A 14,510-nucleotide genomic window follows, 5' to 3' on the forward strand; every position below is an offset into this window, starting at 1 on the left:
TGGCCCTAACGAGGCTCAGGTGGCCCGATCGGAGCGAGCCCGCTGCTAGCGTTATTGCCGTGCCAGCAGCATCAGGACTCCAGGACCAGCGGAATGATCCGACCTTCGACGATGTCTGGGATGAGATCGTCTGGCGGGGACTCGTTCACGTGTCGACCGACCGGGCCGAACTGAAGGAGCTGCTGGCGGGGGATCCGATCACCTACTACTGCGGCTTCGATCCCACCGCGCCCAGCCTGCACCTCGGCAACCTGGTGCAGATCCTGCTGCTGCGTCGGCTGCAACTGGCCGGCCACAAGCCCCTTGGACTGGTCGGCGGATCCACCGGCCTCATCGGCGACCCGCGGCCGACCGCCGAGCGCACGCTCAACACCCCGGACACGGTAGGCGAGTGGGTCGGCTACCTCCGTGGCCAGATCGAGCGCTTCCTCAGCTTCGAGGGCGACAACGCGGCGCGCATGGTGAACAACCTCGACTGGACCGCGCCGATGTCGGCGATCGACTTCCTGCGCGAGGTCGGCAAGTACTTCCGTGTCGGAACCATGCTGAAGAAGGATGCCGTCGCGGCCCGGCTCAACAGCGAGGCCGGCATCAGCTACACCGAGTTCAGCTACCAGATCCTGCAGGGCATGGACTTCCTCGAGCTCTACCGTGCTCATGGCTGCGTGCTGCAGACCGGCGGCAGCGACCAGTGGGGCAACCTCACCAGCGGCACCGACCTCATCCACAAGGCTGAGGGAGTGAGCGTGCACGCGATCGGCACCCCGCTCATCACCAATTCCGACGGCACGAAGTTCGGCAAGAGCGAGGGCAACGCGGTCTGGCTGGATGCCGAGCTGACCAGCCCGTACGCGTTCTACCAGTTCTGGCTGAACACGGATGACGCCGACGTCATCGCCCGGCTCAAGGTCTTCACCTTCCTCAGCCGCGCCGAGATCGAGCGGCTCGCCCAGGCGGTGGCCGATGAGCCGTTCCGCCGTGAAGCACAGAAGACGCTCGCCTACGAGGTGACCAGCCTGGTCCACGGTGAAGAAGCAACCCGGGACGCGATCGCCGCGTCCGCCGCGTTGTTCGGGCAGGGCGATCTCGCCGAATTGGATGCCGCCACCCTCGACGCCGCGCTCCGTGAGCTTCCCAACACCCAGGCGGCCGCTGATGTGCCGGTCGCGCGCCTGCTGGTTGACACCGAACTCACCGGCAGCCTCGGAGAATCCCGGCGCGCGATTGCGCAGGGCGGCGTGTACGTGAACAACCAGAAGGTGACGGATGACGCCGCCACAGTCGGCGCGCATCTGCTGCATGGCCGCTTTGCCGTGCTTCGCCGCGGCAAGAAGACGCTTGCTGGAGTCTTCGTCGACTGACCGGCGGTAGCTGCCAACTGACAAGGGAGTCACATGCAGGTCTCGGGCACGCTCGGCGGGGAAGTCCTGACACGCCTGCGTGCCGCCGGTTGTGTGTTCGCCGAGCAAGAGGCGGCACTGCTGATCGAAGCGGCCGCTACGGATGCACAGCTCGAGGCGATGCTGGAAAACCGGGTCGGTGGCAAACCGCTTGAACAGATCCTGGGATGGGCCGAGTTCGCGGGCTTGCGGATCATTCTCGAACCGAACGTGTTCGTCCCTCGGCTGCGCACCGAGCTGCTCGTCGCCGAAGCGCTGCGACGGGCTCGTCCGGGCCACCTCCTGGTCGACCTGTGTTGTGGATCCGGCGCGGTGGCCGCAGCGCTCGAGTCGGGCCGGCCTGATGCACGGGTGATGGCGGCGGACATTGATCCGGCAGCGGTTGCCTGCGCCCGCCGCAATCTGGTCGGCCCGGTGCTGGAGGGCGACCTCTTCGAAGCCCTGCCGGCTGCTATCCGCGGTGGCATCGACGTGCTGGTCGCCAGCCCGCCTTACGTTCCGACCGACGGAATCCGAACCATGCCTCCGGAGGCCCGTGAACACGAGCCTCTAATTGCACTCGACGGGGGTCCGGATGGCATGACCATCCTGCGTCGGCTGACCGAGCATGCCGGCGAGTGGCTGGCGCCCGGCGGCTCGGTCCTGCTGGAGACGAGCCTCAGGGAAGCGGAAACCATCGCGGCGCTTCTCGACCGCGAGGGACTGCTTGCCAGCATTGCCCGGGACGACGAACGCGACGCGACAGTGGTGATCGGCGAGTTGCTGCCCTCCTGAAGAGCCCGGAATCACTGGCCATTCCGGCCCGAAAAACGAAGCCGAATCGCGACACGCCCGGGATGCGGCACCGGTTTGCGGAGGCTGTGGGAGCGACGTAATGTATTCCCTTGTCACCCCAAAGGTGCGGGAAGCGGAAGAGCTTCCCGGCCTCAAGCGGGACCGCTTCCTACACAAAGACCAGACTTGAAGTCTTCTTCTTGAACCCTCGGTTCGATGTGTCTAGGATTACAACTCCACTCAGCCAGAAGTGTCGAGATGCAACCGGAAACGGCGCGCCTCACACCAAAGAATGAGTGGTAAGCTAAGGAAGTTGCCTCGAGGGCAGGCCGGTTGATTACAGACTGGTTGTAACTCGGGTGCGTCCGATCCTTGAGAACTCAACAGCGTGCACAATGTCAAATGCCAAAAACCTCGACTCTAACTTCGGTTAGTGAAGAGATTCCTTTGGAAAACATTTAAACAACAAAGCAAGTCAGTAATGATTTGTTCTGTCAGTTTCAAACTTGTGTCTTGTCCGCCTATTCCGGTGGCTGGGCACACTAGATGTGCCGGATGTTCGCATCCGTGCAATCAAACATTTACGGAGAGTTTGATCCTGGCTCAGGACGAACGCTGGCGGCGTGCTTAACACATGCAAGTCGAACGATGAAGCCGGGTGCTTGCACCTGGTGGATTAGTGGCGAACGGGTGAGTAACACGTGAGTAACCTGCCCCCGACTCTGGGATAAGCGCTGGAAACGGCGTCTAATACCGGATACGACCCGCGAAGGCATCTTCTGTGGGTGGAAAGAATTTCGGTTGGGGATGGACTCGCGGCCTATCAGCTTGTTGGTGAGGTAATGGCTCACCAAGGCGACGACGGGTAGCCGGCCTGAGAGGGTGACCGGCCACACTGGGACTGAGACACGGCCCAGACTCCTACGGGAGGCAGCAGTGGGGAATATTGCACAATGGGCGCAAGCCTGATGCAGCAACGCCGCGTGAGGGACGACGGCCTTCGGGTTGTAAACCTCTTTTAGCAGGGAAGAAGCGCAAGTGACGGTACCTGCAGAAAAAGCACCGGCTAACTACGTGCCAGCAGCCGCGGTAATACGTAGGGTGCAAGCGTTGTCCGGAATTATTGGGCGTAAAGAGCTCGTAGGCGGTTTGTCGCGTCTGCTGTGAAAACTGGAGGCTCAACCTCCAGCCTGCAGTGGGTACGGGCAGACTAGAGTGCGGTAGGGGAGATTGGAATTCCTGGTGTAGCGGTGGAATGCGCAGATATCAGGAGGAACACCGATGGCGAAGGCAGATCTCTGGGCCGTAACTGACGCTGAGGAGCGAAAGCATGGGGAGCGAACAGGATTAGATACCCTGGTAGTCCATGCCGTAAACGTTGGGAACTAGATGTAGGGACCATTCCACGGTTTCTGTGTCGCAGCTAACGCATTAAGTTCCCCGCCTGGGGAGTACGGCCGCAAGGCTAAAACTCAAAGGAATTGACGGGGGCCCGCACAAGCGGCGGAGCATGCGGATTAATTCGATGCAACGCGAAGAACCTTACCAAGGCTTGACATACACCGGAAACGGCCAGAGATGGTCGCCCCGCAAGGTCGGTGTACAGGTGGTGCATGGTTGTCGTCAGCTCGTGTCGTGAGATGTTGGGTTAAGTCCCGCAACGAGCGCAACCCTCGTCGTATGTTGCCAGCACGTAATGGTGGGAACTCATATGAGACTGCCGGGGTCAACTCGGAGGAAGGTGGGGATGACGTCAAATCATCATGCCCCTTATGTCTTGGGCTTCACGCATGCTACAATGGCCGGTACAAAGGGCGGCGATACCGTAAGGTGGAGCGAATCCCAAAAAGCCGGTCTCAGTTCGGATTGAGGTCTGCAACTCGACCTCATGAAGTCGGAGTCGCTAGTAATCGCAGATCAGCAACGCTGCGGTGAATACGTTCCCGGGCCTTGTACACACCGCCCGTCAAGTCATGAAAGTCGGTAACACCCGAAGCCAGTGGCCCAACCGCAAGGGGGGAGCTGTCGAAGGTGGGATCGGTGATTAGGACTAAGTCGTAACAAGGTAGCCGTACCGGAAGGTGCGGCTGGATCACCTCCTTTCTAAGGAGCACGTGCAAGCGCCTCTGTATACAGGGCGACCAACTTGCCAAGCCAGTTCAGGAGCGACTGTCTCCTGCTGGCGCTCATGGGTGGAACATTGACATTGTGACCAGGACCAAACGTGGTCCTCTCAGTACGTCTCCTTGCGGAGGCAGGAACAGAGGGTTGCCGGCGGGCCTGGTCTTTGCACGCTGTTGGGTCCTGAGGGACCGGGCCGGCGGGTGTCTTCGGATACTTGCCTGGACTGCACCTCTGGACCCTTGACCGGTTTCCGACCAAAGTCCGCCTGTTTCAGGTGGGTGTCGGGTTCTGGTGGGGGTACCGCCCGTATTTTGAGAACTACACAGTGGACGCGAGCATCTTAGAAGCAGCCCTTTGGGCTGTCTTCGAAATTGATGACTTACCAGATGCCTTTTCGGTGTCTGGTGATCATTGGTCAATCTGCAGCATTCGTGCCTTTGGGTGCGGTGTTTGCCGATCGATTCAAACTCATGTGATTTCAAGTTTCTAAGAGCAAACGGTGGATGCCTTGGCATCTGGAGCCGAAGAAGGACGTAGTAATCTGCGATAAGCCTCGGGGAGCTGATAAACGAGCTGTGAGCCGAGGATTTCCGAATGGGGAAACCCCGCCAGGCGTTGCAAGACGACCTGGTGACTCCCGCCTGAATATATAGGGCGGGTAGAGGGAACGTGGGGAAGTGAAACATCTCAGTACCCACAGGAAGAGAAAGCAACCGCGATTCCGTTAGTAGTGGCGAGCGAAACCGGAACAGGCCAAACCGATCATGTGTGATACCCGGCAGGGGTTGCATGGTCGGGGTTGTGGGACTCCCAACGGCTGCTGCCGCAGCCAACACTCATCGCGCATGGTATAGACGAACAGGTTTGAATGCCTGGACACAGAGGGTGCGATCCCCGTAGTCGAAATGCCGTGTGGGGGTGGGGAGGATCCCAAGTAGCACGGGGCCCGAGAAATCCCGTGTGAATCCGCCAGGACCACCTGGTAAGCCTAAATACTCCCAGATGACCGATAGCGGACAAGTACCGTGAGGGAAAGGTGAAAAGTACCCCGGGAGGGGAGTGAAATAGTACCTGAAACCGTTTGCTTACAAACCGTCGGAGCCTCCTTGTTGGGGTGACGGCGTGCCTTTTGAAGAATGAGCCTGCGAGTTAGTGATATGTGGCGAGGTTAACCCGTGTGGGGTAGCCGTAGCGAAAGCGAGTCTGAATAGGGCGATTCAGTCGCATGTCCTAGACCCGAAGCGAAGTGATCTATCCATGGCCAGGTTGAAGCGCGTGTAAGAGCGCGTGGAGGACCGAACCCACTTAGGTTGAAAACTGAGGGGATGAGCTGTGGATAGGGGTGAAAGGCCAATCAAACTTCGTGATAGCTGGTTCTCTCCGAAATGCATTTAGGTGCAGCGTTGCGTGTTTCTTGCCGGAGGTAGAGCTACTGGATGGCCGATGGGCCCTACAAGGTTACTGACGTCAGCCAAACTCCGAATGCCGGTAAGTGAGAGCGCAGCAGTGAGACGGTGGGGGATAAGCTTCATCGTCGAGAGGGAAACAACCCAGACTACCAACTAAGGTCCCTAAGCGTGTGCTAAGTGGAAAAGGATGTGGAGTTGCACAGACAACAGGAGGTTGCTTAGAAGCAGCCACCCTTGAAAGAGTGCGTAATAGCTCACTGGTCAAGTGATTCCGCGCCGACAATGTAACGGGGCTCAAGCACACCACCGAAGTTGTAGGATTCGCATCATTGGTTAGCCTTCGTGGTTCAGCCGTGCGGATCGGTAGGAGAGCGTCGTGTGGCGAGTGAAGCGGCGGAGTGATCCAGCCGTGGACGCCACACGAGTGAGAATGCAGGCATGAGTAGCGAAAGACGGGTGAGAAACCCGTCCTCCGAAAGACCAAGGGTTCCAGGGCCAGGTTAATCCGCCCTGGGTAAGTCGGGACCTAAGGCGAGGCCGACAGGCGTAGTCGATGGACAACGGGTTGATATTCCCGTACCGGCGAAGAACCGTCCCAACCAATCCAGTAATGCTAAGAGCCCGAATCCTCTTGTGAAGCCCTTCGGGGTGGAGCTTGGGGGCTAGCGCTCGACCCTGTGCTGAGGCGGTTAGCGTATTAACAGGTGTGACGCAGGAAGGTAGCCGTACCGGGCGATGGTTGTCCCGGGGTAAGGATGTAGGGCGAACGATAGGCAAATCCGTCGTTCATGTGCCTGAGATCTGACGCATACCCCTCACGGGGGAATTCGGTGATCCTATGCTGCCAAGAAAAGCATCGACGCGAGGTTCCAGCCGCCCGTACCCCAAACCGACTCAGGTGGTCAGGTAGAGAATACCAAGGAGATCGAGAGAATCGTGGTTAAGGAACTCGGCAAAATGCCCCCGTAACTTCGGGAGAAGGGGGGCCTGACACGTGAACGGACTTGCTCCGGGAAGCGTGGTAGGGCCGCAGAGACCAGTGGGAAGCGACTGTTTACTAAAAACACAGGTCCGTGCGAAGAAGCAATTCGATGTATACGGACTGACGCCTGCCCGGTGCTGGAAGGTTAAGAGGAAGGGTTAGCGCAAGCGAAGCTCAGAATTTAAGCCCCAGTAAACGGCGGTGGTAACTATAACCATCCTAAGGTAGCGAAATTCCTTGTCGGGTAAGTTCCGACCTGCACGAATGGCGTAACGACTTCCCAGCTGTCTCAACCGCGAACTCGGCGAAATTGCATTACGAGTAAAGATGCTCGTTACGCGCAGCAGGACGGAAAGACCCCGTGACCTTTACTACAGCTTGGTATTGGTGTTCGGTGTGGCTTGTGTAGGATAGGTGGGAGACTATGAAGCGGGCACGCCAGTGTTCGTGGAGTCATTGTTGAAATACCACTCTGGTCATATTGGATATCTAACTTCGAACCGTGATCCGGTTCAGGGACAGTGCCTGGTGGGTAGTTTAACTGGGGCGGTTGCCTCCCAAAAAGTAACGGAGGCGCCCAAAGGTTCCCTCAACCTGGTTGGCAATCAGGTGGCGAGTGTAAGTGCACAAGGGAGCTTGACTGTGAGACTGACAGGTCGAGCAGGGACGAAAGTCGGGACTAGTGATCCGGCAGTGGCTTGTGGAAGCGCTGTCGCTCAACGGATAAAAGGTACCTCGGGGATAACAGGCTGATCTTGCCCAAGAGTCCATATCGACGGCATGGTTTGGCACCTCGATGTCGGCTCGTCGCATCCTGGGGCTGGAGTAGGTCCCAAGGGTTGGGCTGTTCGCCCATTAAAGCGGTACGCGAGCTGGGTTTAGAACGTCGTGAGACAGTTCGGTCCCTATCCGCTGCGCGCGTAGGAAATTTGAGAAGATCTATCCCTAGTACGAGAGGACCGGGATGGACGAACCTCTGGTGTGTCAGTTGTCCTGCCAAGGGCACCGCTGATTAGCTACGTTCGGAACGGATAACCGCTGAAAGCATCTAAGCGGGAAGCCGGCTTCAAGATGAGATTTCCATCCCTTCGGGGGAGAGGCTCCCAGCCAGACGACTGGGTTGATAGGCCGGATGTGGAAGCGAGGACGAAAGACTCGTGAAGCTGACCGGTACTAATAAGCCGATAACTTGATAATCACCACTCACACCAGTGTTGTAAGGCTGCGGTGTGGGGCTGTTGCTTGCGTCCACTTTGTGGTTCTCGATTTACGGTCGGGAACCGCGCACACAACCCGCTGACATGGTCAGCACCTGTTGTGTCCGCGAACGAACATAAATCCATAGTGTTTCGGCGGCCATAGCGAGAGGGAAACGCCCGGTCACATTCCGAACCCGGAAGCTAAGACTCTCTGCGCCGATGGTACTGCAAGGGCGACCTTGTGGGAGAGTAGGTCACCGCCGGACTTCTTTTGTGAAATGGCCACCCGATAGGGTGGCCATTTCTGTTTAACAGACCAGTTACAAGGAGCGATTCCCATGAACGATGCGGGCGAGCGACCCAAGCGTCCCGGCGGAACGCCCGATGGACGTCGATCCGATTCCGGTGGACCGGCCCGCGGCAAGCCGCACGGTGCCGGTAAGCCTTCGCGCGGCGGCGACAAGCCGTTCCGCAGCAGCGACAAACCGTCCCGCGGCGGTGATGATCGTCCACGTCGCGATGCCGACCGCACTGAGCGTCCGCGTCGAGACGGAGAACGCACTGACCGGCCGCGCCGTGAGGGTGACCGTACGGAGCGTCCGCGCCGCGATGACGGGCACTCGGCTCGTCCGTACCGCGACGGTGACGCGCGTCCGCGTCGGGATGGCGATGCCCGACCGGCCCGAGAGGGTGGTTACCAGGGGCGCCCGCCGCGCGAGGGGGATCGCACTGAGCGTCCCCGTCGGGATGGCGACCGCACCGAACGTCCGCGCCGCGACGGTGCCGGTCATGGTGATCGTCCGCAGCGGAGTGACCGCCCGTACGGTGACCGTCCGCAGCGCAGTGATCGTCCGCATGGCGATCGCCCGCAGCGCAGCGACCGGCCCTACGGAGATCGTCCTCAGCGGAGCGACCGCCCTTACGGTGACCGTCCTCAGCGCAGTGACCGTCCGCAGCGCAGTGATCGCCCGCAGGGCGATCGTGCACAGCGCAGTGACCGCCCCTACGGTGATCGTCCGCAGCGGACTGATCGGCCGCAGGGCGACCGGGCTCAGCGCAGCGACCGCCCCTACGGTGACCGTCCGCAGCGGACCGACCGCCCCTACGGTGACCGTCCGCAGCGGACCGATCGCCCGCACGGTGACCGTCCGCACCGCGGGGGACATGCCGAGCGCGCTGGCCGGGAACGTGTTTCGTCCTTCGAAACCGACCCGTACGACACCAAGTCGGTGCGCCCTCGTCACGATGACCCGTTCATCCCCGACGACGTCGAGGCCAAGGAACTTGATCGCATCGCCCGCAATGAGCTCAAGACCCTCAGCAAGGAGAACGCTGAAGCCGTCGCTCGGCACCTGGTGATGGTCACTCGGCTGATTGAAGAGGACCCCGAGCTAGCGCACCAGCACGCGACATCCGCAGCCCGTCGAGCAGGCCGAATCGGTGTGGTGCGCGAGACGCTCGCGATCACCGCGTACACCACCGGCGACTTCACCTTGGCCCTGCGCGAGCTGCGCACCTACCGCCGGATCACGGGCCGCGACGACCAGCTACCGATGATGGTCGACAGCGAGCGGGGCCTCGGCCGTCCCGACCGCGCCCTCGAGCTGGGCCGTTCCGTGCCGCGTTCCGAGTTGCCGGTTCCGGTGCAGGTCGAGCTCGCGATCGCCATGTCCGGCGCTCGCCTGGACCTCGGGCAGACGGATGCCGCGCTCGGCGAGCTGCAGATCCCGCAGCTTGATCCGACCACCGCGTTCTCGTACAGCCCCGCGCTGTTCGACGCGTACGCCACCGTGCTCGAGGAGCTCGGCAGGCACGAGGAAGCGGCCGAGTGGTTCCGCCGGTCCGAGCACGCAACCGAAGCGCTTGGCGCACCGCAGTCAGAAGAGGAGGACTTCGTTGAAGTTTCTGAAGAGGAAGTCGACGAAGACGACGAGTAGCGCGCCGATCGACGGCGTCGATCTGCTGCTCGCCGACCTCGACGGTGTTGTCTACAAGGGTCCGGGCGCGATCCCACATGCCGTGGAGAGCATCAACCTCGCCGCCGAGCAGGTGCGCGTCGGCTACATCACCAACAACGCCGCGCGCACCGCGGCGTCGGTCGCCGGTCACCTGGTCGAGCTCGGGTTGAGCGTCGAGACGACAGATGTGGTCACCTCACCGCAAGCCGCCGTGCGTCTGCTGGCTGACCTGGTGCCGGCCGGCGCCACCGTGCTGGTGGTCGGGGGAGAGGGCCTGGTGCACGAGGTCGAGCTGGCCGGGTTCATCGTCACGCGTTCCGCCGATGACAACCCAGCGGCCGTCATCCAGGGGTTCCACCCCGAGGTCGGCTGGAAGCAGTTGGCCGAGGCCTCCTTTGCCCTGCACGACGGCATCCCGTGGGTGGCAACCAACACCGACTGGACGATTCCGGTCGCGCGCGGCATCGCCCCGGGCAACGGTACCCTCGTGTCGGCCGTGCACCTGGCCGTCGGACGGCTGCCGGTGACCGCCGGTAAGCCCGAGCCGGCGATCTTCGAGGCCGCGATCGAGCGTTTCGGTGCCGAGAAGCCGCTCTTCATCGGCGACCGGCTCGACACCGACATCCGTGGCGCCAACAAGGTGGGCATCGACTCGGTGCTCGTACTCACCGGCATCGACGGGCCGAAGCAACTGCTCGCCGCCCCGAAGGATGACCGGCCGACGTTCATCCTCGACGACCTGCGTCAGCTGCACGAGCCGTACCCCGACGTCACCCGCGACGCCGACGGCGTCGTGAAGGTCGGTGGCGCGCGTGTCGCGATGCGCGGCAACCGTGTCGACGTGCTCGCCGACACCGGCCACGCCACCGATCTGCTGCGTGCGACCACCCGTGCCATCTGGGACTCCGGCCTCGCGATCTACGGCATCGACGTGCCCGACACGGTCTTCGACCGGCTCGGCATCGCACGCCCGCTGCGGTAGCGTGCCGGTTACGCTGACAGGATGGATGCCGAGCACGAAACCGATCCGGAAGAGATGCTCTCCCGGCTGAGTCTCATCGAAGACCAACCGCTCGAGACGCGAGCGGTTGCGTTCTCCCAGTTGCACGACGAGCTGAAGGCCGTGCTCGACGCGGGGGACTCCACGCGCACGCATGGCTGACCGCCTCGACGCCGTCCTCGCTGATCGGGGGCTCGCCCGGTCGCGCACGCACGCCGCCCGGCTGATCGGCGACGGGCTGGTCACCGTGAACGGTGAACCAGTCGTGAAACCGTCGCACCGGGTCGCCGACACCGACCTCATCGAGGTGGCCACGGCCGACCATTACGTCAGCCGCGCCGCGCACAAACTCATCGGCGCGCTGGACGCATTCGACGTGCGGGTCGAGGGTCGGCTCGCCCTCGACGTCGGAGCGTCCACCGGCGGGTTCACCCAGGTGCTGCTCGAACGCGGAGCCCGCTCGGTGATCGCGCTCGACGTCGGCCACGGCCAGCTGGCCGAGGACATCCGGCGCGATCCGCGGGTCGCGGTGGTGGAAGGCTTCAACGCCCGGTTCATGTCCGCCGAGACGTTGGCCGAGGCCTCCGGCATCGGCGAACGTCCCGAGCTGGTCGTCGGCGACCTGTCGTTCATCTCCCTTGGCCTCGTGCTGCCTGCCCTCGTCGCCTCCGCAGCGGAGGGCGCAGACTTCGTGCTGCTGATCAAACCGCAGTTCGAGGTCGGGCGCACGGGCATCCGCGAGGGCATCGTGCACGACAAGGCACTGCGTGAGGACGCCATCACCGGAGTGCTCTGGTCAGCCTGGGACGCGGGGCTCGGCACTGCCGGACTCGCTCCGTCGCCGATCGCCGGCGGCGCAGGCAATCGCGAGTTCCTGGTCTGGCTGAACGCGGCATCAGGTACCAATCCGACAGAATGGAACTCGCGCGCTCACGAAATTGCGTGAGCACCGACTGACGAGGGAAGGAGCGCCGTGACAAGCACCGCCGAACGATTCTTCCTCGTCGTTGCGCACACCGGACGCGAGGACTCGCTTGAGGCGGCTGTCGCGGTCTGCCGACAGCTCATCAGCGCCGGCACCGTTCCCGTGCTGACCCTCGACGAGCGCGAGCAGATGCTCGCCGTCGCGCCGGACCTCTCATCCACTCTCGTGCTCGGCGCGAGCGTCGGCATCGGCGAACTGGAACTCGTGATCGTGCTCGGCGGCGACGGCACCATCCTGCGTGCCGCCGAACTGGCGCGCGGTTGCACAGCGCCCTTGCTCGGCGTGAACCTCGGACACGTCGGATTCCTCGCCGAAAGCGAGCGCAAGGACCTGACCACCACCGTGGAGCGTGCGCTCGCCCGCGACTACCTCGTCGAGGAGCGGATGACGCTCTCTGTACGGGTGAAGGTCAACGCCGAGGTGGTCTTCGACACCTTCGCGCTGAATGAAGCGACCGTTGAAAAGGCGAGCCCCGAGAAGATGCTCGAGGTGGTCATCGAGGTCGACGGTCGTCCATTGTCGAGTTTCGGCTGCGACGGAGTCGTCATGTCCACCCCGACGGGGTCGACTGCCTACTCGTTCTCAGCCGGCGGGCCAGTGGTCTGGCCAAGTCTCGACGCGATGCTGCTCGTGCCGCTGAGCGCCCACGCCCTGTTCGCCCGGCCGCTCGTGGTCGGACCCGACTCGGCCTTCGCCGTCGAAGTGCTCGGCCGTGCCCGCGCCACCGGCGTGCTGTGGTGTGACGGTCGACGCACCTACGACCTTCCGGCCGGCGCGCGCGTCATCGTGCGACGCTCCTCGGTGCCGGTGCGGCTGGCCCGGCTGAACCCCGGCCCGTTCACCGACCGGCTGGTGCACAAGTTCAACCTTCCGGTGGAGGGCTGGCGTGGGCCGCTCAGCGAGGTGCGGAAGGAGACGCCGCGGGCATGATCGAGGAAATCGTCATCCGGAACCTCGGAGTGATCGGCGAAGCCCAGCTGCCGCTCGGCTCAGGGTTCACCGCGATCACCGGCGAGACCGGCGCAGGCAAGACCATGGTCGTCACCGCGCTCGGGCTGCTGCTCGGCAGCCGCGCCGACAGCCAGGTCGTCCGTGCCGGCAGCGGCCAGGCCACCGTCGAGGGACGCTGGCAGGTCGACGAGACCGGGATCGCCGCCGAGCGCGTGCGTGACGCCGGGGGAGAGGTGGAACCGTTCGGCTCGGAGAATCGTGCGGAACTGCTGCTCACCCGCACCATTACCGAAGAAGGTCGCAGCCGCGCCACTGCGGGCGGGCGTTCGGCGCCGATCGGCGTGCTCACCGAACTCGGTGAGCACCTGGTGGTCGTGCACGGTCAGTCCGACCAGATCCGGCTGAAGTCCCAGACCGCCCAGCGCGACGCCCTCGACCGGTTTGCGGGCAGCGCGGTGCAATCGGTGCTCACCGACTATCAGCAGGCGTACCGCAGTTGGCAGGCTGCCCGCGAGGAACTCGACCGGCTCACCGCCGAGCGCGATGATCGGGCACGGGAGGCAGAGCAACTTCGGCAGGCGATTGATGAGATCCAGGCATCCGCCCCCGAACCGGGCGAAGACACCGCCCTCGCCGAGCGCGCCGAGCGGCTCAGCAACCTCGAAGACCTGCGGATCGCGGCGGTCACCGCCCATGGTGCCCTGGTTGACGACGACTCGTCGTCCGAGGGCATGGACGCCACCGCTCTCGTCGAGCAGGCCCGGCGTGCGCTCGACCGGGTCGCCGGTCACGACCCTGCCCTGGCCCCTGTGGTCGAAGCCCTGGCTACGGTGTCCTTCCAGCTGGCGGATGCCGCCGTGCAACTGTCCGGCTACCTGGACTCGCTCGACGCCGACGGCAGTCGCGAGCTGGAGGTGGTGCAGGAGCGTCGCGCGGTGCTCGCCACGCTCATCCGCAAGTACGGCCCCACCCTCGATGATGTGATCGACTACCTCGACACCGGCAGCGCTCGCCTGCTCGAGCTCGACAACGACGGCGACCGGATTGAACAGCTGCAGGATGTCGTCACCGCCGACTTCGCCGTCCTGGAGCAGCTCGGCGACTCGCTCACGCGGGCTCGCAGCGCCGCGGGGGAGCGGCTCGCGGCCGAGGTGACCGAGGAACTCGCCGCACTGGCGATGCCCGACGCGCGACTCGTCGTCGAGGTCGCCGACAAGGGCGAGTTCACGCTGGGCGGCAAGGATCAGGTGCAGTTGCTGCTGCAGCCGCACCCAGGCGCATCGCCCAGGCCGCTCGGCAAGGGAGCATCCGGCGGCGAGCTGTCGCGCGTGATGCTCGCCATCGAAGTGGTCATCGCGGCGAACGATCCGGTGCCGACATTCATCTTCGACGAGGTCGACGCCGGGGTCGGCGGCGCCAGCGCGATCGAGATCGGTCGGCGCCTGGCGCGACTCGCCGACACGGCGCAGGTCATCGTCGTCACCCACCTCGCCCAGGTTGCCGCCTTCGCCACGAATCACCTGCGCGTGGTGAAGGACAGCGACGGTGCGGTCACCGCCTCCAGCGTGCGACAACTCGACGGAGACGAGCGCGTGGAGGAGATGGCACGCCTGCTGAGCGGGCTCTCCGATTCCGAGAGCGGGCTCGCCCACGCGCGCGAATTGCTCGAACTCGCCGAGACGCGCACACGCGGCTGAGCGCGGCGCGCTTTAATTCCGGCGCCGTGGG

9 protein-coding genes and 3 rRNA genes are annotated in these 14,510 nt (G+C 63.2%); 11 read left to right on the forward strand and 1 reads right to left on the reverse strand.

Annotation, left to right across the window (positions count from 1 at the left end; all coding sequences use genetic code 11):
* Positions 1–59: 59 nt before the first annotated feature.
* The 5 genes from tyrS (at position 60) to rrf (ending at position 8,154) form a co-directional block, all read left to right on the forward strand.
* Positions 60–1,361: a tyrosine--tRNA ligase gene (tyrS, locus tag GO591_RS05460; protein ID WP_232466282.1), complete on the forward strand. Its 1,302-nt coding sequence runs from the start codon at positions 60–62 to the stop codon at positions 1,359–1,361.
* 33 nt (positions 1,362–1,394) lie between these two features.
* Positions 1,395–2,174: a putative protein N(5)-glutamine methyltransferase gene (locus GO591_RS05465; protein ID WP_157155890.1), complete on the forward strand. Its 780-nt coding sequence runs from the start codon at positions 1,395–1,397 to the stop codon at positions 2,172–2,174.
* A gap of 580 nt (positions 2,175–2,754) precedes the next feature.
* A 16S ribosomal RNA gene (locus tag GO591_RS05470) occupies positions 2,755–4,277 on the forward strand.
* A gap of 497 nt (positions 4,278–4,774) precedes the next feature.
* Positions 4,775–7,886: ribosomal RNA gene (locus GO591_RS05475) — 23S ribosomal RNA — on the forward strand.
* 151 nt (positions 7,887–8,037) lie between these two features.
* Positions 8,038–8,154: ribosomal RNA gene (rrf, locus tag GO591_RS05480) — 5S ribosomal RNA — on the forward strand.
* The 16S, 23S and 5S rRNA genes sit together here, the layout of an rRNA operon.
* A gap of 54 nt (positions 8,155–8,208) precedes the next feature.
* Here rrf and GO591_RS05485 read toward each other — a convergent pair.
* Positions 8,209–9,132, reverse strand: a complete 924-nt coding sequence (locus GO591_RS05485; protein WP_157155891.1) for a hypothetical protein — start codon at positions 9,130–9,132, stop codon at positions 8,209–8,211.
* Here GO591_RS05485 and GO591_RS15915 point away from each other — a divergent pair.
* Genes GO591_RS15915 through recN form a run of 6 tightly spaced genes read left to right on the forward strand, consistent with a single transcriptional unit; the run spans position 9,118 to position 14,479 of the window.
* Positions 9,118–9,825, forward strand: coding sequence for a tetratricopeptide repeat protein (locus GO591_RS15915; protein WP_232466283.1), 708 nt, complete (start codon positions 9,118–9,120; stop codon positions 9,823–9,825). The two genes, GO591_RS05485 and GO591_RS15915, sit on opposite strands and share 15 nt — an antisense overlap.
* The gene (locus tag GO591_RS05490; protein WP_232466284.1) at positions 9,785–10,828 is read left to right on the forward strand and encodes an HAD-IIA family hydrolase; all 1,044 of its coding nucleotides are present in this window, start codon (positions 9,785–9,787) and stop codon (positions 10,826–10,828) included. Before GO591_RS15915 ends, GO591_RS05490 begins: the two co-directional genes overlap by 41 nt.
* A gap of 21 nt (positions 10,829–10,849) precedes the next feature.
* Positions 10,850–11,008: a hypothetical protein gene (locus GO591_RS15760; RefSeq protein WP_167139838.1), complete on the forward strand. Its 159-nt coding sequence runs from the start codon at positions 10,850–10,852 to the stop codon at positions 11,006–11,008.
* A complete protein-coding gene (locus tag GO591_RS05495; protein WP_157155893.1) occupies positions 11,001–11,792 on the forward strand; it encodes a TlyA family RNA methyltransferase in 792 nt (263 codons plus the stop codon). Before GO591_RS15760 ends, GO591_RS05495 begins: the two co-directional genes overlap by 8 nt.
* Positions 11,793–11,819: 27 nt before the next feature.
* The gene (locus tag GO591_RS05500; protein ID WP_157155894.1) at positions 11,820–12,761 is read left to right on the forward strand and encodes an NAD kinase; all 942 of its coding nucleotides are present in this window, start codon (positions 11,820–11,822) and stop codon (positions 12,759–12,761) included.
* Positions 12,758–14,479, forward strand: coding sequence for a DNA repair protein RecN (recN, locus tag GO591_RS05505; protein ID WP_157155895.1), 1,722 nt, complete (start codon positions 12,758–12,760; stop codon positions 14,477–14,479). The genes GO591_RS05500 and recN overlap by 4 nt, the downstream gene beginning before the upstream one ends.
* Positions 14,480–14,510: the final 31 nt, after the last annotated feature.

The sequence above is a fragment of the Diaminobutyricimonas sp. LJ205 genome (assembly GCF_009755725.1).
Taxonomy (GTDB): domain Bacteria; phylum Actinomycetota; class Actinomycetes; order Actinomycetales; family Microbacteriaceae; genus Ruicaihuangia.

What these genes read in the sequence shown, in the direction of transcription:
- GO591_RS15760 (WP_167139838.1), top strand. Translation starts at nt 10,850, where the DNA reads ATGGATGCCGAGCACGAAACCGATCCGGAAGAGATGCTCTCCCGGCTG.
- GO591_RS05495 (WP_157155893.1), top strand. Translation starts at nt 11,001, where the DNA reads ATGGCTGACCGCCTCGACGCCGTCCTCGCTGATCGGGGGCTCGCCCGG.
- GO591_RS05465 (WP_157155890.1), top strand. Translation starts at nt 1,395, where the DNA reads ATGCAGGTCTCGGGCACGCTCGGCGGGGAAGTCCTGACACGCCTGCGT.
- recN (WP_157155895.1), top strand. Translation starts at nt 12,758, where the DNA reads ATGATCGAGGAAATCGTCATCCGGAACCTCGGAGTGATCGGCGAAGCC.